This window comes from Micromonospora sp. NPDC049366, assembly GCF_044466625.1.
Lineage (GTDB): Bacteria > Actinomycetota > Actinomycetes > Mycobacteriales > Micromonosporaceae > Micromonospora.
In genome coordinates this window covers 196,258-213,782 of sequence record NZ_JBITMV010000005.1, presented here as the reverse complement: position 1 = coordinate 213,782, position 17,525 = coordinate 196,258, and the positions used below count along the sequence as shown (strand labels likewise).

General features: G+C 74.0%; 13 protein-coding genes. 9 read left to right on the top strand and 4 right to left on the bottom strand.

Features of this window, described 5'->3' with window-relative positions; all coding sequences use genetic code 11:
- Window positions 1–70: 70 nt before the first annotated feature.
- Genes dxr through ispG form a run of 3 tightly spaced genes read left to right on the top strand, consistent with a single transcriptional unit; the run spans window position 71 to window position 3,713 of the window.
- Window positions 71–1,282 (top strand): 1-deoxy-D-xylulose-5-phosphate reductoisomerase, encoded by a 1,212-nt coding sequence (gene dxr, locus ACIBTV_RS10185; RefSeq protein ID WP_396703681.1) that lies wholly within the window; start codon window positions 71–73, stop codon window positions 1,280–1,282.
- On the top strand, window positions 1,282–2,532 hold the full coding sequence (locus tag ACIBTV_RS10180) for a M50 family metallopeptidase (RefSeq protein ID WP_396703680.1): 1,251 nt from the start codon (window positions 1,282–1,284) through the stop codon (window positions 2,530–2,532). The genes dxr and ACIBTV_RS10180 overlap by 1 nt, the downstream gene beginning before the upstream one ends.
- Before the next feature lie 8 nt (window positions 2,533–2,540).
- Window positions 2,541–3,713, top strand: a complete 1,173-nt coding sequence (ispG, locus tag ACIBTV_RS10175) for a flavodoxin-dependent (E)-4-hydroxy-3-methylbut-2-enyl-diphosphate synthase (protein WP_396703679.1) — start codon at window positions 2,541–2,543, stop codon at window positions 3,711–3,713.
- 100 nt (window positions 3,714–3,813) lie between these two features.
- Here ispG and ACIBTV_RS10170 read toward each other — a convergent pair whose 3' ends face one another.
- The gene (locus ACIBTV_RS10170) at window positions 3,814–4,389 is read right to left on the bottom strand and encodes a PadR family transcriptional regulator (protein ID WP_396703678.1); all 576 of its coding nucleotides are present in this window, start codon (window positions 4,387–4,389) and stop codon (window positions 3,814–3,816) included.
- A 117-nt stretch (window positions 4,390–4,506) separates the two neighbouring features.
- On the opposite strand from ACIBTV_RS10170, the gene ACIBTV_RS10165 reads away from it, so the two are divergent.
- From ACIBTV_RS10165 to ACIBTV_RS10155, 3 genes are all read left to right on the top strand, one after another.
- Window positions 4,507–5,730, top strand: a complete 1,224-nt coding sequence (locus tag ACIBTV_RS10165; RefSeq protein WP_396703677.1) for an MFS transporter — start codon at window positions 4,507–4,509, stop codon at window positions 5,728–5,730.
- A 58-nt stretch (window positions 5,731–5,788) separates the two neighbouring features.
- A complete protein-coding gene (locus ACIBTV_RS10160) occupies window positions 5,789–6,628 on the top strand; it encodes a GNAT family N-acetyltransferase (protein ID WP_396703676.1) in 840 nt (279 codons plus the stop codon).
- Window positions 6,629–6,789: 161 nt separating this feature from the next.
- Complete coding sequence (locus ACIBTV_RS10155) at window positions 6,790–10,287, top strand: ATP-binding cassette domain-containing protein (protein ID WP_396703675.1); 3,498 nt, start codon at window positions 6,790–6,792, stop codon at window positions 10,285–10,287.
- A 22-nt stretch (window positions 10,288–10,309) separates the two neighbouring features.
- On the opposite strand, the gene ACIBTV_RS10150 is transcribed toward ACIBTV_RS10155, so the two are convergent.
- The 3 genes from ACIBTV_RS10150 to ACIBTV_RS10140 all read right to left on the bottom strand — a co-directional run bounded on the left by ACIBTV_RS10150 (window position 10,310) and on the right by ACIBTV_RS10140 (window position 13,037).
- Complete coding sequence (locus tag ACIBTV_RS10150; protein ID WP_396703674.1) at window positions 10,310–11,377, bottom strand: NADH:flavin oxidoreductase/NADH oxidase; 1,068 nt, start codon at window positions 11,375–11,377, stop codon at window positions 10,310–10,312.
- A gap of 66 nt (window positions 11,378–11,443) precedes the next feature.
- Window positions 11,444–12,079 (bottom strand): DUF998 domain-containing protein, encoded by a 636-nt coding sequence (locus tag ACIBTV_RS10145; RefSeq protein ID WP_396703673.1) that lies wholly within the window; start codon window positions 12,077–12,079, stop codon window positions 11,444–11,446.
- A complete protein-coding gene (locus ACIBTV_RS10140) occupies window positions 12,072–13,037 on the bottom strand; it encodes a glutathione S-transferase family protein (protein WP_396703672.1) in 966 nt (321 codons plus the stop codon). Before ACIBTV_RS10140 ends, ACIBTV_RS10145 begins: the two co-directional genes overlap by 8 nt.
- 105 nt (window positions 13,038–13,142) lie before the next feature.
- Between ACIBTV_RS10140 and pcaF the strand changes: the two genes are divergently transcribed.
- The 3 genes from pcaF to ACIBTV_RS10125 all read left to right on the top strand — a co-directional run bounded on the left by pcaF (window position 13,143) and on the right by ACIBTV_RS10125 (window position 17,443).
- Window positions 13,143–14,348, top strand: a complete 1,206-nt coding sequence (pcaF, locus tag ACIBTV_RS10135) for a 3-oxoadipyl-CoA thiolase (protein ID WP_396703671.1) — start codon at window positions 13,143–13,145, stop codon at window positions 14,346–14,348.
- A gap of 105 nt (window positions 14,349–14,453) precedes the next feature.
- On the top strand, window positions 14,454–15,269 hold the full coding sequence (locus ACIBTV_RS10130) for an SAM-dependent methyltransferase (protein ID WP_396703670.1): 816 nt from the start codon (window positions 14,454–14,456) through the stop codon (window positions 15,267–15,269).
- A 5-nt stretch (window positions 15,270–15,274) separates the two neighbouring features.
- Window positions 15,275–17,443: a putative bifunctional diguanylate cyclase/phosphodiesterase gene (locus ACIBTV_RS10125; RefSeq protein WP_396703669.1), complete on the top strand. Its 2,169-nt coding sequence runs from the start codon at window positions 15,275–15,277 to the stop codon at window positions 17,441–17,443.
- Window positions 17,444–17,525: the final 82 nt, after the last annotated feature.

Here is a 17,525-nt window from a genome sequence, read left to right as displayed (position 1 = left end):
GAGGCGCAGGTCGGCGGGGAAGATTGAGGCTCCCAGCGGACGTACAGCCCGACTGGGGAAGAATGGGCGGGTGACTTCCCCGCGAGATCTCGTCCTGCTCGGTTCGACCGGCTCGATCGGCACCCAGGCCGTCGACATCGTCCGGCGCAACCCGGACCGGTTCCGGGTCGTGGCGCTCGGCGCCGGCGGCGGCAACGTGGAGCTGCTCGCGGGCCAGGCCCTCGAACTGGGCGTGGACGCGGTGGGCGTGGCGAAGGCGTCGGCCGCGCAGGATCTCCAGCTCGCGTTCTACGCCGAGGCGAGCCGGCGCGGCTGGGCCACCGGCGACTTCAAGCTACCCAAGATCGTCGCCGGCCCGGACGCGATGGCCGAGCTGGCCCAGTGGCCGTGCGACGTGGTGCTCAACGGGGTGGTCGGCTCGCTCGGGCTGGCGCCGACCCTGGCCGCGCTGCGCGCCGGGCGTACGCTCGCGCTCGCCAACAAGGAGTCCCTCGTCGCCGGCGGCCCCCTGGTCAAGGCCGCGGTGACCCGCGCGGGGCAGATCGTCCCGGTCGACTCGGAGCACTCGGCGCTGGCCCAGTGTCTGCGTGGCGGCACGCGGGGCGAGGTGCGCCGGCTGATCGTCACCGCCAGCGGCGGCCCGTTCCGGGGCCGGCGGCGCGACGAGTTGACCGAGGTCACGCCGGAGCAGGCCCTGGCGCACCCGACGTGGAACATGGGCCCGGTCGTCACGATCAACTCGGCCACGATGGTCAACAAGGCGCTCGAGGTGATCGAGGCGCACGAGCTGTTCGACGTGCCGTACGCCGACATCACCGTGATGGTGCACCCGCAGTCGGTGATCCACTCCATGGTCGAGTTCGCCGACGGCTCCACCCTCGCCCAGGCCAGCCCACCCGACATGCGGCTGCCGATCGCGCTCGGCCTCGGCTGGCCGGACCGGGTGGCCGACGCCGCCGCCGCGGTCGACTGGACGACCAGCCACACCTGGGAGTTCGCCCCGCTCGACGACGAGGCGTTCCCGGCCGTCGCCCTGGCCAAGGCCGCCGGCGAGGCCGGGCGGTGTCGGCCGGCGGTCTACAACGCCGCGAACGAGGAGTGCGTGGCTGCCTTCGTCGCCGGTCGACTGCCGTTCCTCGGCATCGTGGACACTCTCGCGAGGGTCCTGGAGGACGCTCCGGACTTCGACGAACCAGGTACCGTCGAGGACGTGCTCGCGGCCGAGTCGTGGGCGCGTACGCACGCGCAGAAGATCATCACCGGGTCGGTGGAAGGAGCTTGATGGCATACCTGCTCGGGGTGGTGCTCTTCGCCCTGGCGATCCTGATCTCCGTGAGCCTGCACGAGGCGGGGCACATGCTCACCGCCAAGGCGTTCGGGATGAAGGTCACCCGCTACTTCGTCGGTTTCGGCCCCACCCTGTGGTCGTTCAAGCGGGGTGAGACCGAGTACGGCGTCAAGGGCATCCCGCTCGGTGGCTTCTGCAAGATCGTCGGCATGACCCCGCAGGACGACGACGTCGAGCCCGGCGACGAGAAGCGGGCCATGTGGCGTTACCCGGTCTGGAAGCGGACGATCGTGATGTCGGCGGGCTCGATCACCCACTTCGCGCTCGCGCTGGTGACCCTCTGGATCCTCGCCATGTCGGCCGGCCTGCCCAACCCGGCCTACCCGACGACCGAGGAGCAGGCCCGTCAGGAGCCGGCGGTCGTGGCGCTCAGCGACTGCGTGGTGCCGGACAACACCGCCCGCGCCTGCGCGCCCGGCGACGCCGCGAGCCCGGCCGCCCAGGCCCAACTGCGGGACGGCGACCGCATCACCTCGCTCAACGGCATGCCGATCAACAACTACGGTCAGCTGCTCACCACCCTGCGCGGCCTCCAGCCGGGCAGCACCGCGACCATCGGCTTCGTCCGGGACGGGAAGCCGGACACGGTGACCACGACCCTCGCGAAGACCGAGCGCCCACCGCTGGACGACCCGAAGGGCGCCGTCGCCCCGGTCGCCGCGCTCGGCGTGGGGCTCATCCCCAGCACGCCCACCCGGGTCACGTACGGGCCGGTCGGGGCGTTCGGTGCGACCGCCGACTTCACCGGCGAGATGGCGGTGGGCACCTACCACGCGATCCAGCGGATCCCGCAGAAGGTTCCGGCGCTCTGGACGGCGATCACCGGTGGCGAGCGGGACGTCGACACCCCGATCAGCGTGGTCGGCGCGAGCCGGCTCGGTGGCGAGGCGGTGGAGAACAACGCGTGGCTGGTGTTCTTCATGCTCTTCGTCTCACTCAACTTCTTCATCGGCGTGTTCAACCTGCTGCCGCTGCTGCCGCTCGACGGCGGGCACATCGCCATCGCCTGGTTCGAGCGGGCCCGTTCCTGGATCTACGCGCGCCTGCGCCGCCCGGACCCGGGCCGCGTCGACTACCTCAAACTCATGCCGTTCACGTACGCGGTGATTCTCATCGGTGGCGTGTTCACGCTGCTGACCATCACCGCTGATGTCGTCAACCCGATCACGCTCTTCTCAAGGTGAGTGCTGAAGTGACCGCTGTCAGTCTCGGTATCCCTGCCGTTCCGCCCCCGCCGCTCGCGCCGCGCCGGGCCAGCCGCCAGATCATGGTCGGCTCGGTCCCTGTCGGTGGCGGCGCGCCGGTGTCGGTGCAGTCGATGACCACCACCCTCACCGCCGACGTCAACGCCACCCTGCAGCAGATCGCCGAGCTCACCGCCAGCGGCTGCCAGATCGTCCGGGTCGCGGTGCCGTCCCAGGACGACGTGGAGGCGCTGCCCGCGATCGCCAAGAAGTCGCAGATCCCGGTGATCGCCGACATCCACTTCCAGCCGAAGTACGTCTTCGCCGCGATCGACGCCGGCTGCGCGGCCGTGCGGGTCAACCCGGGCAACATCCGGCAGTTCGACGACAAGGTCAAGGAGATCGCCCGGGCCGCCAGCGACGCCGGGGTCCCGATCCGGATCGGCGTGAACGCGGGCTCGCTGGACAAGCGCCTGCTCAGCAAGTACGGCAAGGCCACCGCCGAGGCGCTGGTCGAGTCGGCGCTGTGGGAGTGCTCGCTCTTCGAGGAGCACGGCTTCCGCGACATCAAGATCTCGGTGAAGCACAACGACCCGGTGGTCATGATCCGGGCGTACCGACAGCTCGCCGAGCAGTGCGACTATCCGCTGCACCTCGGCGTCACCGAGGCGGGCCCGGCCTTCCAGGGCACCATCAAGTCGGCGGTCGCGTTCGGCGCGCTGCTGGCCGAGGGCATCGGCGACACCATCCGGGTCTCGCTCTCCGCGCCGCCGGTCGAGGAGATCAAGGTCGGCGCCCAGATCCTGGAGTCGCTGGGCCTGCGCGAGCGTGGCCTGGAGATCGTCTCCTGCCCGTCCTGCGGGCGGGCTCAGGTGGACGTCTACAAGCTCGCCGAGGAGGTCACCGCCGGCCTGGAGGGGCTGCCGGTGCCGCTGCGGGTCGCGGTGATGGGGTGCGTCGTCAACGGCCCCGGTGAGGCCCGGGAGGCCGATCTCGGTGTCGCCTCCGGCAACGGCAAGGGTCAGATCTTCGTGAAGGGGCAGGTCGTGAAGACCGTCCCCGAGGGGCAGATCGTGGAGACCCTGATCGAGGAGGCGCTGCGGATCGCCGACGAGATGGGCGCCGAGCTCCCCGAGGAGCTGCGCGGCATGATCACCGGCCCGACGGTGACCGTCCACTGACCGCCCGCCCGCCGGTGGCGGGTCGACGAACACGCGAAGAGTGGCCATACCCCCCGGGGATGGCCACTCTTCGCGTGTGTGAGGGCCTGGCGCGTCCGGGTCACTCGGATTCGGCGAGGATCGCGTAGAGCTTGCGGCGGGTCTCGTCGAGCACCTGGGCGGCCCGCTCCCGCTGGTCGTCGGTGCCGGTCATCATGACCTGCCGCAGCGCCTGCATCGCCTGCGCTCCGGCATCCCGGATGTCGTGCCAGCTGTTGACCGTGCCCTGGGCGAACTCCGCCCACGGCGGGGTCTGCGCCGCCGCGGTGGCCTCGGCGCTGCCGGCCTCGGTGACGGTGAACCGCTTGCGTCCGCCGCCGGAGTCCTCGGCGGCGACGATGACGCCCTCGTCCTCCAGCAGTTGCAGGGTCGGGTAGATCGACCCGGGGCTGGGCCGCCAGGCCCCGCCGGTGCGGGAGTCGATCTCCTGGATCATCTCGTACCCGTGCATCGGACGTTCGGTGAGCAGCGCCAGGACGGCCCCCCGGACGTTGGGTCGGCGGCCCCGGCCGCGCCCTCGTCCGCCACCCCAGCCGTGGCCGCCCGGCCCGTGGGGGCCGCCGGGCGGGAAGGGCGGGAAGCCGAAGCCGCGCATCCGGGCCTCGTGCAGGGCGTGGTGTTGTCGATGGAACTTCATGACCAACTCCTCCTCGTGGTATCGCCGATGCATCCACGATATATCGCCAATGTGTCGTCGACAAGGCGGACGGCGACCCGCAACAAACCGTACGTACGTCTTGTTAAGCTGCGGATCATGCGACTGCTTCCCCCGCCCGGATCGGCCCGGGTCCTCACCATCGGCACCCTGGTCAAGACCGTCGGCCGCGGTCTCTGGCTCGTGGCGAGCGCGCTGTTCCTCACCCGATCGGTCGGGCTCTCGGCGGCCGAGGTCGGCGCCGGGCTCACCGTGTCGGCGCTGGTGGGCGTGCTGGCCAGCACCCCCACCGGCTACCTGGCCGACCGCGTCGGCCCGCGCGGCACCCAGATCGGTGCGCTGATCGTCGCCGGTGGGCTCACCGCCGCCCTCGTCACGGTCCGGTCGTTTCCGGCGTTTCTGCTGATCGGCGCGGCGACCGCGCTGGCCGACGCGGCCGACCGGGGCGCCCGAGGCGCGCTCATCGCCGGTGCCGTCCCGTCCGACCAGCGGGTCCGCACCCGCGCCTACCTGCGCGCCACCACCAACGTCGGCATCTCCCTCGGCGCCGTGCTCGCCGGCTTCGCCATCGCCGCCGACACCCGTGCCGCGTACGTCGGGCTGGTCCTGACCGCCGCGGTGGCGTCCCTGGTCGCGGCGGCGGTCTTCACCCGCCTGCCGGTCGTCCCACCGGTGGTCGCCCCCGCGCACGGCCCCCGGCTCGTCGCTCTGCGGGACCGGCCGTTCCTCGCCTTCACCGTCCTCGACGGACTGCTGTCCATGCACTTCGGCCTGCTCAACATCGCCCTGCCACTGTGGATCGCCGGGCACACCCGGGCGCCCGCCTGGGTGATCTCGGGCGTGACGCTCGTCAACACGGTGACCGTGGTGCTCTTCCAGGTGCGGGCGGCGCGGGGCACGGAGAACCTCACCGGAGCCGCCCGCGCCTCGCGGCGTGCCGGCGTGGCCATCGCCGTGGCCTGCGTGCTCTTCGCGGCCAGCGGCGGGCTGCCCACCGCCGCCGCCGTCGCGCTCCTCGCCGCCGGGGCCCTCAGCCACGTCGTCGGCGAGTTGTGGCACTCCGCCGCCGGCTGGGGGATCTCCTTCGGCCTCGCCCCGGACGACGCGCACGGTCAGTACCAGGGCGCCTACAGCATGGGGTACGAACTGGGCAAGATGCTCGCCCCGGTGGTGGTGACGACGCTGGCGATCGGCTGGGGTGTGCCGGGATGGCTGGTGCTCGGCGGGCTGTTCCTGCTGCTCGGTGTCCTGGTGCCACCGGTGGTCCGGTGGGCGGTTTCCACCCGCGAGTCCCACCCGGCGGCGCGCCCGGTGGCGGTGTGAGCGACAGTGTCGCCACTCAGCCCGCGAGCCGGGGGCGGGATCTGGCAGGCTGGTAGTCGTGCTGACGGTGCCGGTACGGCAACTCGGGGAATCGGAGCGCCGCGCGGTCGAGCGCCTGCTCGACCTCGACCCGTACGCGGGCGCGCAGGTCGCCGAGCGCATCGCCGCGCGTGGCCTGGCCTGGTGGCGCGCCGAGGGTCGGATCCTCGGCTACGGCGCCCGGCGCAACCTCGAATCCCTCTGCTGGCTGGGCGGCAACCTGACTCCGGTGCTCGCCACCGAGCCGGCCGTGGCCGCCTTCGCCGACCTGCTCGCCGGTGAGGAGCGCCTCTGCTCGTCGATCGTCGGGCGGGCCGACGCGGTGCTCGGGCTCTGGGACCAGCTCGCCGACGTCTGGGGGCCGGCCCGGGACGTCCGCGCCAACCAGCCGCTGCTGGCCACCGAGGCGCTGCCGGCGGTGCCGGCCGATCCGGAGGTGCGCCGGGTACGCGGCGGCGACATCGACCGGCTCTTCCCCGCGGCCGTCGCGATGTACACCGAGGAGGTCGGCGTCTCGCCGCTGGCCGAGGACGGCGGGCGCAGCTACCGGCGCCGGGTGAGCGAGCTGGTCCGGGCCGGTCGGGCGTACGCGCGCTTCGCCGACGGTCGGGTGATCTTCAAGGCCGAGCTGGCGGTGGTGACCCGGCGCACCGCCCAGATCCAGGGGGTCTGGGTGGCGCCGGAGTGGCGGGGGCGGGGAATCGCCACGGCGGCGATGGCCGCGGTGGTACGCGACGCCCTGCTGCGGGTCGCACCCACCGTCAGCCTCTACGTCAACGACTTCAACCTGCCCGCCCGCCGGGTCTACGAGCGGTGCGGCTTCCGCCCGGTCGGCACCCTGGCCACCGTGCTGTTCTGAGCTGCCCGGTCGACCGACCGAGGACGTGCGGCGGCGCCGCTCGGCGGGTCGCCCGACCTGACCGGCGCTCTGCCGGCGCGTAATTGCGTTGAAAATGCGGTGGTCGGCGCGCGAGGCTGGGGGCACCGCCCCCAACCGACCGGAAGTCCGGAGGACTGTCCATGCGCCTGCTCCGTGACCTCTGGACCACCGCGCCGCGCCGGATGACGGCCGTCCTGGTCTTCGTCGTGCTGGGCGCCGCCGGTCAGGCCGCCGCCGCCGCGCTCGCCGGGCCGGTGCTGGTGCACCGCTCCATGGGCTGGTTCACGATCCTGGCCGTCGCGCTCGTCGCCGCGGTGGTCACCGACCTCGCCGTCGGGCTGCTGATGGCCGGTCTCACCGCGGACTGGTCCGCCGACGTACGCCGCCGGCTCTGCCGGGTGGCGCTCGGACAGGACCTTCCCACCCTGGAGACCACCCCCGTCGGCGAGCTGCTCGACCGCATCGACAACGACGTCTACCAGGTCGCCGCCGAGCTGCGGAACACCGGCGTCCGGCTGGTTCAGGGCCTGGCCGTCTGCCTGCTCGCGGCGGCCAGCGCGCTGGTCGTGTGGTGGCCGGCCGGTGTCGGGATGGTCCTGCTGACCGCACTGCTCGCCGTCGCCCTGCGCCGCCCGACCGCGCGGATCGCCCCGGCCCGGATGGCCGAGGAGGAGGCCTGGTCCGACCTGGCCGCGGTGATGGAGGAGGCGGTGCACGGCCAGGACGACGTGCGCACCAGCCTCGCCCGCCCGTACGTGCTGCGCCTCTACGCCCGCCGGGCCGCCGAGGTGATCGCCCGTGCCGGGCGGGTCTTCCGGATGTCGGCGAAGGTCACCGCCATCGCCGCCGGCGCCATCCGGGCCGGGATCGCCGGCGTCGTGCTCGGCGGCGCGTGGGCCCTGGCCAGCGGCCGGATCGACGGCGCTCGGCTCACCGCGATCTGGCTGCTCGCCATCGCGTTCGGCGCCACCGTCGAGCACATGGCCCGGTGGGTGCCGCACCTGCAGTACGCCCTCGGCGCCTGGGCCCGCGTCCAGCTGCTGCAGGACTCCCGGCAGGAGCCGGCCGGCGGGCTCGCCCCGGTCGAGGGCGACCTCACCGTGCGGGGCCTCACCTTCCGCTACCATGCCGACGACGACCGGGGTCCCGCCCTGCGCGACATCCGGCTGACCTTCGCACGTGGCCGGTCGTACGCGCTGGTCGGCCGCACCGGGTCCGGCAAGTCCACCCTGGCGAAGGTGCTCACCCGCGCCGTGGAGGTCCCCCGGGGCACCGTCTTCCTCGGCGATACCGACCTGCTCGACCTGGACGTCGAGGAGCTGCGCCGGTGGGTCGCCGTGGTGCCGCAACGCACCGAGATCCTGGCCGGCACCCTCGCCGAGAACGTCGCGCTCTTCGACCCCGACCTGCTCGACGGCGCCGCGCGGGCGTTGGCGGAGCTGGGCCTGGCCGGCTGGATCGCGGAGCTGCCCGACGGCGTGGACACCCGGCTCGGCGAGGGCGGCCACGTGCTCTCCGCCGGGCAGGAGCAGCTGGTGGCGTTCGCCCGGATCCTCGTCCGGGACCCCCGCGTGGTGATCCTCGACGAGGCCACCGCCCGACTCGACCCGGTCACCGAGACCCGGGTGCGGCAGGCCACCGAGCGTCTGCTCGCCGACCGCATCGGCATCGTCATCGCGCACCGGCTCTCCTCGGTGCGCCGCTGCGACGAGGTCGTGGTGCTGGCCGACGGCGAGGTGCTGGAGGCCGGGCCGCTGCGCGAGTCGACGCGCTTCGCCGAGCTGCTGGCGACCAGCCACGCCGGCGCGTACGCCGGGGCGGGGGCGACCCGCGGCGGCGTGGACCTGCTGCCCGCCCCCGGTGCCGAGTGGGACCTCGCCGAGCCGGTGGGGGAGCGGACCCGACCGGAGGCCGAGCGCCCGGTCACGGCGCCGAGGACGGACCCGCCGCCGCTGCCGCCGGCCCCGCCCGCACGGACCATGCGGGAGATCCTGCGGCTGGCCGTCAACGAACCGCGGTTCGGCCTGGTCTCGGTCGCGATGTTCATCGTGATGACGCTGCTCGGCCTGGACGGGTCGGTGCTGCCGTGGCTGTGGGCCGACGTGGTCGACGGGGGCGACCCGTGGCTGCCCGCGCTCGGCATCGTCGTGGCCCTGCTCGTCGTCCTGCCCCTGCCGTACCTCACCAACCTGTGGTTCCCGCAGTGGTGGATCCGGCAGATGCTGCGGATCAGCCTGCGCCTGGTGCACGGGCAGACCGGTCCCCGCCGGATCAGCGGGCACACCCCGGCCGAGGTGGTCGCGCAGGGCGGCGACACCGAGCGGGTGGTGCAGCTCGCCGACAACCTCGTCGACCAGTTCATCTCGGTGGCGATCGTGGTCACCATGACGCTGGTGACCGGCAGTGTCGTGCCGGGTCTCTTCTTCCTCGGGACCATGGTGGTCTCCGGGCTGGCGGCGACGCTGTTCGGGCCGCGACTGGAACGCACCGCACGCGGCACCGTCAAGGCGCGTGCCGCGTTCGCCACCGCGCTGGTCTCCTCGCTTTCCGCCGCCCGTACGGTGAAGCTCGCCGGCGCCACCCGGCCGGTGCTGCGCCATCTCGCGGCGCTGGACACGGTGCGCAGCGACCGGCAGCGCCGGGAGATCGCCATGCAGGTGTGGGCGCGGTCCACCCCGTCGGTGGTCAGCGGACTGCTGCCGATCGGCGCGTGGGCCCTCTACCTCGGCGGTGGGCTCTCCGCCGGCGCCACCCTGGTGGCGGTCTCCACGCTGGGCGCGGCCCGCTGGTTCGCGTGGACCACCGCCTCGCTGGTCTCCCACTACCCGTCCGCCCGGGTCTGGACGCGGCGGACGGTGGCGATGAGCGGGGTCGGGGCGTACTCGGCCTCGGTGCCGGGGGTGGACCTGGCCGCCGGCACCGCGCCGGCACCGGAGCCGCCGCCGCGTCACCCGCTGCGTCGGCTGGAGCTGGCGGGCTTCGGCGCGCTGCACTCGGACGGGATCCTCGCGGTCCGGGACGTGGACCTGACCGTCGAACGGGGACAGTTGGTGCTGGTCGTCGGGCCGGTCGGTGCCGGGAAGTCGTCGCTGCTGCGCGCCCTGGCCGGCATCGTGCATCACACCGGTCGGCTGAGCTGGAACGGGGAGCCGGTGACCTCCCCGGAGCTGTTCCTGCGCCCCGGGCAGGTCGGCTACGTGGGGCAGCTGCCCCGGGTGCTCTCGGGCACCGTGGCGGAGAACATCGCGCTCGGCCACGAGGTCGACGCGGGCGCCGCGGTGTCCACGGCGCAGCTCGACCATGACCTGGCCGCGGCCGGGGGTGGGCTGGGCCTGCTGATCGGCCACAAGGGCACCCGGCTGTCCGGTGGGCAGTTGCAGCGGCTGGCGCTCGCCCGCGCCCTGGCGCCCCGCACCGAGCTGCTGGTCGCCGACGACGTCTCGTCCGCGCTGGACGTCACCACCGAGCTGGCGCTATGGGCCGCGCTGCGCGAGCACGGGGTGACGGTGGTCGGCTCGACGTCCAAGCGGGCCGCGCTGGTCCGCGCCGACCACGTGGTGGTGCTGGTCGGCGGCACGGTGGCCGCCCAGGGACCGTGGCGTGACCTGGAACCCCAGTGGTCCCACCTGGCCGGCTGACCCACCCCACCCCCGCCCGGGGTCAGGCGGCGCGGAGGTACTGGCTGGGCCAGGTGGGGATGGCGCCGAGCTTCGCCGCCGCCCGGTGCGGCCAGTACGGGTCGCGCAGCAGCTCCCGACCGAGCAGCACCAGGTCGGCCTCGCCGTCGGCGATGATCCGCTCCGCGTGCTCCGGCTCGACGATCAACCCGACCGCACCGGTCGGCACGCCGGCCTCCCGGCGGATCCGGGCGGCCATCGGCACCTGGTAGCCCGGTCCGAGGGGGATCACCTGGGCGGTGCTGACGCCGCCGGAGGACGTGTCGACCAGGTCGACCCCGGCGGCGGCCAGCTCACCAGCGAGGACCACGCTGTCGTCCGGCGTCCAGCCGCCCTCCACCCAGTCGGTCGCCGAGATCCGGGCGAGCACCGGCACCTCCTCACCGACGGCGGCGCGGACCGCCCGCGCCACCTCCAGGGTGAGCCGCATCCGCCCGGCCCGGTCACCGCCGTAGCCGTCGGTGCGGTGGTTGCTCAACGGGGAGAGGAACTCGTGCAGCAGGTAGCCGTGCGCCGCGTGGATCTCGACGGCGGCGAATCCGGCGTCCAGCGCCCGGACGGCGGCGGCGGCGAACGCGTCGACCACACCGGCGACACCGGCCGCGTCGAGGGCCGTCGGCGTCCGGTAGCCGGCCGTGAAGGGCTCACTGCCCGGGCCGACCGGGGTCCAGCCGCCCTCCTCGTCGGGCACGCCGCCGCGGCCGTCGGCCCACGGCCGGTACGTCGAGGCCTTGAAGCCGGCGTGCGCGAGCTGCACCGCCGGGACCGCCCCGTGCGCGGCGAGGAAGGCGGTCACCGGTCGCCAGGCGTCGACGTGCGCGCCCGACCAGAGCCCGGTGTCCTGCGGGCTGATCCGCCCCTCGGGCACCACCGCCGTGGCCTCGGTGACCACCAGGCCGGCGCCGCCCGCCGCGCGGGCGCCCAGGTGCACGAGGTGCCAGTCGGTCGGCAGCCCGTCCGGGCCGGCCGTGTACTGGCACATCGGCGCGAGGGCGATCCGGTTGGGCAGGGTCACGGCGCGCAGGGCCAACGGGGTGAACAGTTCGCTCATGGCGTCAATGTTCCGGTACAGGCCGGAGGGCCCTCACCGAGGGGCCCTCCGGGCGGCTCGTCGATGTCATCGGCGGGGGAAGCCGACCGTGGTGGCCGCGGCGAGCCCCCAGAGCACGGCGATCGCCAGCACCACCCGCTCCAGCACGCCGACCAGCGTGCCCCGGCCCACCAGCAGCATCGCCAGCCCCACCGCGGCGCAGAGCGGCAGCGCCACCGCGGCGGCGATCCCGGAGAGCCGGCGCAACGGCCGGCTCGCCCGGTGGGTGAGCGTGATCGCCACCATCGCGAAGATCACCGCGGCGGTCGCGGCGATACTCGCCCCGCCGTGCACCAGGTCGGCCACCGTCGCCCGCTCGAACGGCGGCAGCGGGCAGCCGGCGCTGCACGTCACCGCACCGGAGAGGGCGGTGCCGAGGCCGCCGGCGGCGAGCAGCGTCGCCGCGACCCGCAGCGGCGGCGGCAGGGCCGCGGCGAGCAGCAGCAGGCCGGCGGCCAGGGCGTAGACCCCGATCCGGTACGCGGGCGCGTGGCCGCTGCCGGCTATCCCGGCCTCGCTGACGTACCCGGTGAGGCCCGGACCGGGACCGGCGACCAGGGCGACCGTCACCGCGCCGGCCCCGGCGAGCGTGCAGCCGGCGGCGGCCGACGCGGCGGCGCTGCGGAGGACGCCGATCGGCGCGGGCCGGGCCGGCTCAGCCACGCCCGTGCGGCGTGGTCCAGCCGGAGGTGTCGGGCCCCAAGGGCACCACGCCGGTGGGGTTGATCTCCTTGTGCGTGGCGTAGTAGTGCCGCTTGATGTGGTCGAAGTCCACCGTCTCGCCGAAGCCGGGGGTCTGGAACAGGTCCCGGGCGTACGCCCAGAGCACCGGCATCTCGGTCAGCTTCTGCCGGTTGCACTTGAAGTGCCCGTGGTATGCCACGTCGAAGCGGACGAGCGTGGTGAACAGTCGCACGTCCGCCTCGGTGATCTCCTCGCCCATCAGGTAGCGCCGGCCGGCGAGTCGCTCGGAGAGCGCGTCCAGCCGCGCGAACAGCGCCGTGTACGCCTCGTCGTACGCCTCCTGGGAGGTCGCGAAGCCGGCCCGGTAGACACCGTTGTTGACGTCCCGGTGGATCTCCGCCATCAGCGCGTCCATCTCCGGGCGCAGCTCCACCGGGTAGAGATCGGGGGTGTCGGGGGCGTGGAACCGCCGCCACTCGGTCGAGAAGTCCAGCGTGAGCTGCGGGTAGTCGTTGGTCACGACCCGGCCGGTGACCGTGTCGACCAGCGCCGGCACGGTCACCCGGCCGGTGTAGTCCGGGTCGGTGGCCAGGTACGCCTCGGACAGGAAGCCGACGCCCAGCACCGGGTCGAACCCGTCCGGGTCGAGGCTGAACCGCCAGCCCCGCTCGTCGCGGATCGGGTCGACCGTGCCCAGCGAGATGACGTCGTCCAGGCCGAGCAGGCTCCACACGATCCGGGCCCGGTGCGACCAGGGGCACGCCCGGCACCAGATCAACCGGTAGCGGCCCGCCTCCAGCGGCCAGCGGCCCTCGTCGTCCGGCCCACCGCCCGGGGGTGAGGCGGAGTGCGGGGTGACCCGGTCGGTGAACCGGTTGGGCTGGCGGACGAACGCGCCGCCCGTACTCGTCTCTGCGTCGAACTGGGCCCGGGCCATGCCGTCAACCTATCCGCTCCGGGCGTGGATATCCTGGCGGCCGGGCGTCCCTCGCGACCCGGAGGGCGCTTCCGTCCCGCCCTTCCCACCCCCGAAGGACTCGCGATGACCGTGGCATACCTGGTGGCCGGTGTCCGCACCCCGATCGGCCGTTACGCCGGTGCGCTCGCCGGCGTCCGCCCCGACGACCTGGCCGGACACGTGATCCGCGAGCTGGTCGCCCGTCACCCGTCCGTGGACTGGGCGCGGGTGGACGACGTGATCCTCGGCTGCGCCAACCAGGCCGGTGAGGACAACCGCAACGTGGCCCGGATGGCGGCGCTGCTCGGTGGCCTGCCCGAGCAGGTGCCGGGCAGCACGGTCAACCGGCTCTGCGGCTCCGGCCTGGACGCGCTCGCCACCGCCGCCCGCGCCGTGGTGGCCGGGGAGGCCGACCTGGTGGTGGCCGGCGGCGTGGAGAGCATGAGCCGCGCGCCGTTCGTCATGCCGAAGGCGACCTCCGCCTACTCGCGGGCCGCCGAGGTGTACGACACGACGCTCGGCTGGCGGCTGGTGAACCCGCTCATGGAGTCGGGCTGGGGCATCGACTCGATGCCGGAGACGGCGGAGAACGTGGCCGCCGAGTACGGGATCGACCGCGCCGCGCAGGACGAGTTCGCCCTCCGCTCCCAGCAGCGGGCGGCCAAGGCACAGGCCGACGGCCGGCTGGCCGAGGAGATCGTGCCGGTCAGCGTGCCGGCCGGCCGCCGCGAGACGAAGCTGGTCGAGGTCGACGAGCACCCCCGGGAGACGTCGCTGGAGAAGCTGGCCGCCCTGCCCACCCCGTTCCGCGCGGGCGGCACGGTCACCGCGGGCAACTCGTCGGGGGTCAACGACGGCGCGGTCGCGCTGCTGGTCGCGTCCGAGGCGGCGGTCGCCCGTTACGGCCTCACGCCGCTGGCCCGCGTCGTCGGCGCCGCGACCGCCGGGGTGCCGCCGCGCGTCATGGGGATCGGCCCGGTGCCGGCCACCCGCAAACTGCTGGACCGCCTCGGCGTCGGCCTCGACGCGGTCGACGTGATCGAGCTGAACGAGGCGTTCGCCGCGCAGTCGGTCGCCGTGCTGCGCGAGCTGGGCCTGCCGGAGGACGCCGAGCACGTCAACCCGAACGGCGGTGCCATCGCCCTCGGCCACCCGCTCGGCGCGAGCGGCGCCCGGCTGGCGCTGACCGCCGCGCTGGAGCTGCGCCGGCGAGGTGGCCGGCGGGCCCTCGCCACGATGTGCATCGGAGTGGGCCAGGGGATCTCCCTTCTGCTGGAGTCCGCGGCCTAGAGTGGTCCACACCACACGATCGGCGGGTCGGTCGGTGGGCCGCCGCGTCCCCGCACGCACCCCGGCGCCGGCGCCGTCCCGCCTCTCGGCGACGACCTGGGGAGCATGCAGATGCCCGACGCCCTTCCGACCGAGATCGACCTGACCCGCCCGAGCGCCGCCCGGGTGTACGACTACTTCCTGGGCGGTGCCCACAACTTCGAGATCGACCGGCAGCTCGCCGAGCAGATCGCCGGCATGACGCCGCACCTTCCGGCCACGATGCGCGCCGGCCGGGAGTTCCTGCGCAGGGCCGTACGGGCATTGCTCGACGCCGGCATCGACCAGTTCCTCGACATCGGCTCCGGAATTCCCACCGTCGGCAACGTGCACGAGGTGGCGCAGGGCGCGAACCCGAAGGCCCGGGTGGTCTACGTGGACATCGACCCGGTCGCCGTCGCGCACAGCCGGGAGTTGCTCGCCGGCAACGACCTCACCCTGGTGATCCACGCCGACCTGCGCGAGCCGGAGCGGATCCTCACCGAGGCAGGCGGGCTGCTCGACTTCGGCCGCCCGGTCGGCATCCTGCTCGCCGGGGTGGTCCACTTCGTCCCCGACGCGGACCGCCCCGCCGACCTGCTCGCCACCCTCCGCGCCGCCGCCGCGCCGGGCAGCTGCCTGGTGATCTCCCACTCCACGTTCGAGGACCAGCCGCAGGAGATGCTCGACGCGCAGCGGTTGTCGGCGCGTACGGCCACCGAGATCAGCCTGCGGTCCCGGGCCGAGATCACCGGCTTCTTCGGCGACTGGACGATCCTGGAGCCGGGTGTGGTGCACATGCCGCTCTGGCGGCCCGACTCACCGTCCGACGTGGACGAGCACCCCGAGCGGTTCGGCGCGTTCGGTGGCGTCGCCCGCTACGACGAACCAACCGCCGGCTGATCGACGTGGCCGTCCCGGAACCCGCCGGGGAGGACATCGGCCGCGCCGGCGCCCAGGCGTATGCCGCCGAGTGGGCCGCCGCGCTCCGCCGCCTCGGTTTCGTGCCGCTCAGCGCGGCCGAGACCGAGCGGCTATTGCTGGCGCACACCGCGCGGTTGGCCCGTGCGGTACGCGCCGAGCCGTTCGACGCCCAGCCCGGCGAGGACGTCGGCGGGGCGCTGGTCGGGGCGCACCTGGCCGAGCCCCGGATGCTGGAGTGGTCGGTCCGCGCCCTCGGCGAGGACTTCCTCGGCCGGGTGCTGCCCGCCGGGACCTGTCCGCCGGACGCGGCGCGGCGGATCTCGGCCCTGCAGGGCGGCCTCGCCGCCGGGTTCGCGCGTGCCCTGCGCGACCGTACCTTCAGCCAGCAGGAGCGCATCGCGCGCTCGGCCTGGCAGGCGCGGGACGAGGCGGAGCAGGCGCTGCGGGACAGCGAGGCGCGGTTCCGGGCGGTCTTCACGGGCGCGGCGATCGGCATCGGCATCGCCGGGGCCGACGGGCGGATCATCGACGTCAACCAGTCGTTCGCCGAGATGCTGGGCTACTCCGCCAAGGAGCTGCGTCGGGTCGACGTGGCCTCGCTGTTCCACGCGGACGACGCCGCCGGCATGGGAGAGCTCTACCAGGAGCTGGTCGAGGGCAAGCAGGACTCGGCCCGGGTGGAGCGGCGCTATCAGCGCAAGGACGGTACCTCCCTCTGGACGGACCTGGCCGTGTCGCTGATCCGGTACGACGACGGTCGGCCCCGGTTCACGGTCTCCATGATCGAGGACATCACCGAGCGGTACGCCCTCCAGCAGCGGCTGCGCTTCCAGGCGTCGCACGACCCGCTGACCGGCCTGCCCAACCGGACGCTCTTCTTCGAGACGTTGGGTCGGATCCTCGACGGGGCCGGGCCCGACCGTCGGGTCGCCGTCTGCTTCCTGGATCTGGACGGGTTCAAGGCGATCAACGACGGCCTCGGGCACGACCTCGGTGACCGGCTGCTGGTGATGATCGCCCGACGCCTCGCCGGGTGCGTCGCCGACCACGGTCACCTGGTCGCCCGCATGGGCGGCGACGAGTTCGTCATCCTGCTCGACGGCGGCGACGGGCTCGACGGGGCAGTAGCCGTGGCGAAGGCCGCGCTGGCCGCGGTCTCCGCGCCGGCGCGCGTCGGGGACCAGCAGCTCGCCGTCTCGGCGAGCGTGGGCATCGTCGAGGGGCCGGCCAGGGAGAACACCGCGTCCGAGCTGATGAAGGCGGCGGACACCACGCTCTACTGGGCGAAGGCGCAGGGGCGCGGCCGGTGGGCCGTCCATGACCCGGAACGCAGCGCCCGGGACCTCGCCCGCTCGGCGCTGGCCGCCGGTCTGCCGGCCGCGCTCGACCGGGACGAGTTCGTGCTGCGCTACCAGCCGATCGTGTCCCTGCTGGACGGGCGCATGCTCGCCGTCGAGGCGCTGGTGCGCTGGCAGCACCCGACGCTGGGGCTGCTCGGCCCGGACCGGTTCATCGGGCTCGCCGAGGAGACCGGGCTGATCGTCCGGCTCGGCGAGTGGGTGCTGCGGCAGTCCTGCCGGGACGCCGAGGGGTGGCGGCAGCGCTTCCCGGAGGCCCGGGTGGTGGTGAGCGTGAACCTGGCCGCCCGGCAGGCGGACGACCCGGCGATCGTGGACACCGTCTCGGACGCGTTGGCCGTGAGCGGGCTGCCGGCGGAGCTGTTGCAGCTGGAGCTGACCGAGAGCGCGGTCATGGGCACGGCCGGGGAGCCGCTGCGGTCGCTGCGCCGGCTCTCGGGGCTCGGCGTACGGCTCGCGATCGACGACTTCGGCACCGGCTACTCGAACCTCGCGTACCTGCGCCGGCTGCCGATCCACTGCCTGAAGCTGGCCGGCCCGTTCGTGGAGGGCATCCGGGGTGACGGCCCGGACGCGGCGGCCGACCACCGCGACGAGCGGATCGTCGACGCGCTGGTCCGGCTGGCGCACGCGCTGGAGCTCTGGGTGACGGCCGAGGCGGTGGAGACCGGTGAGCAGGCCGAGCGGTTGCGTGCGCTGCGCTGCGACACCGGCCAGGGGCGCTACTTCGGGGCGCCGATGCCGGCCGACGCGATCGCCGACCGGCTCGCCGGCACGGCGCGCGGCTCCGAGTGAGCTCGCCACCGGGCGCGCCCGGTCGTCGCAGACCCTCGGGGGTGGTCCGGCGCTGTCGACCTGCCCCAGTTCTGGGGCAGGT

Bases quoted from the DNA above. Each gene is read 5' to 3' on its own strand.
- ACIBTV_RS10180 (WP_396703680.1), top strand. From the start codon at position 1,282: ATGGCATACCTGCTCGGGGTGGTGCTCTTCGCCCTGGCGATCCTGATC.
- ACIBTV_RS10170 (WP_396703678.1), bottom strand. From the start codon at position 4,389: ATGAAGTTCCATCGACAACACCACGCCCTGCACGAGGCCCGGATGCGC.
- ACIBTV_RS10165 (WP_396703677.1), top strand. From the start codon at position 4,507: ATGCGACTGCTTCCCCCGCCCGGATCGGCCCGGGTCCTCACCATCGGC.
- ACIBTV_RS10155 (WP_396703675.1), top strand. From the start codon at position 6,790: ATGCGCCTGCTCCGTGACCTCTGGACCACCGCGCCGCGCCGGATGACG.
- ACIBTV_RS10150 (WP_396703674.1), bottom strand. From the start codon at position 11,377: ATGAGCGAACTGTTCACCCCGTTGGCCCTGCGCGCCGTGACCCTGCCC.
- ACIBTV_RS10140 (WP_396703672.1), bottom strand. From the start codon at position 13,037: ATGGCCCGGGCCCAGTTCGACGCAGAGACGAGTACGGGCGGCGCGTTC.
- pcaF (WP_396703671.1), top strand. From the start codon at position 13,143: ATGACCGTGGCATACCTGGTGGCCGGTGTCCGCACCCCGATCGGCCGT.
- ACIBTV_RS10130 (WP_396703670.1), top strand. From the start codon at position 14,454: ATGCAGATGCCCGACGCCCTTCCGACCGAGATCGACCTGACCCGCCCG.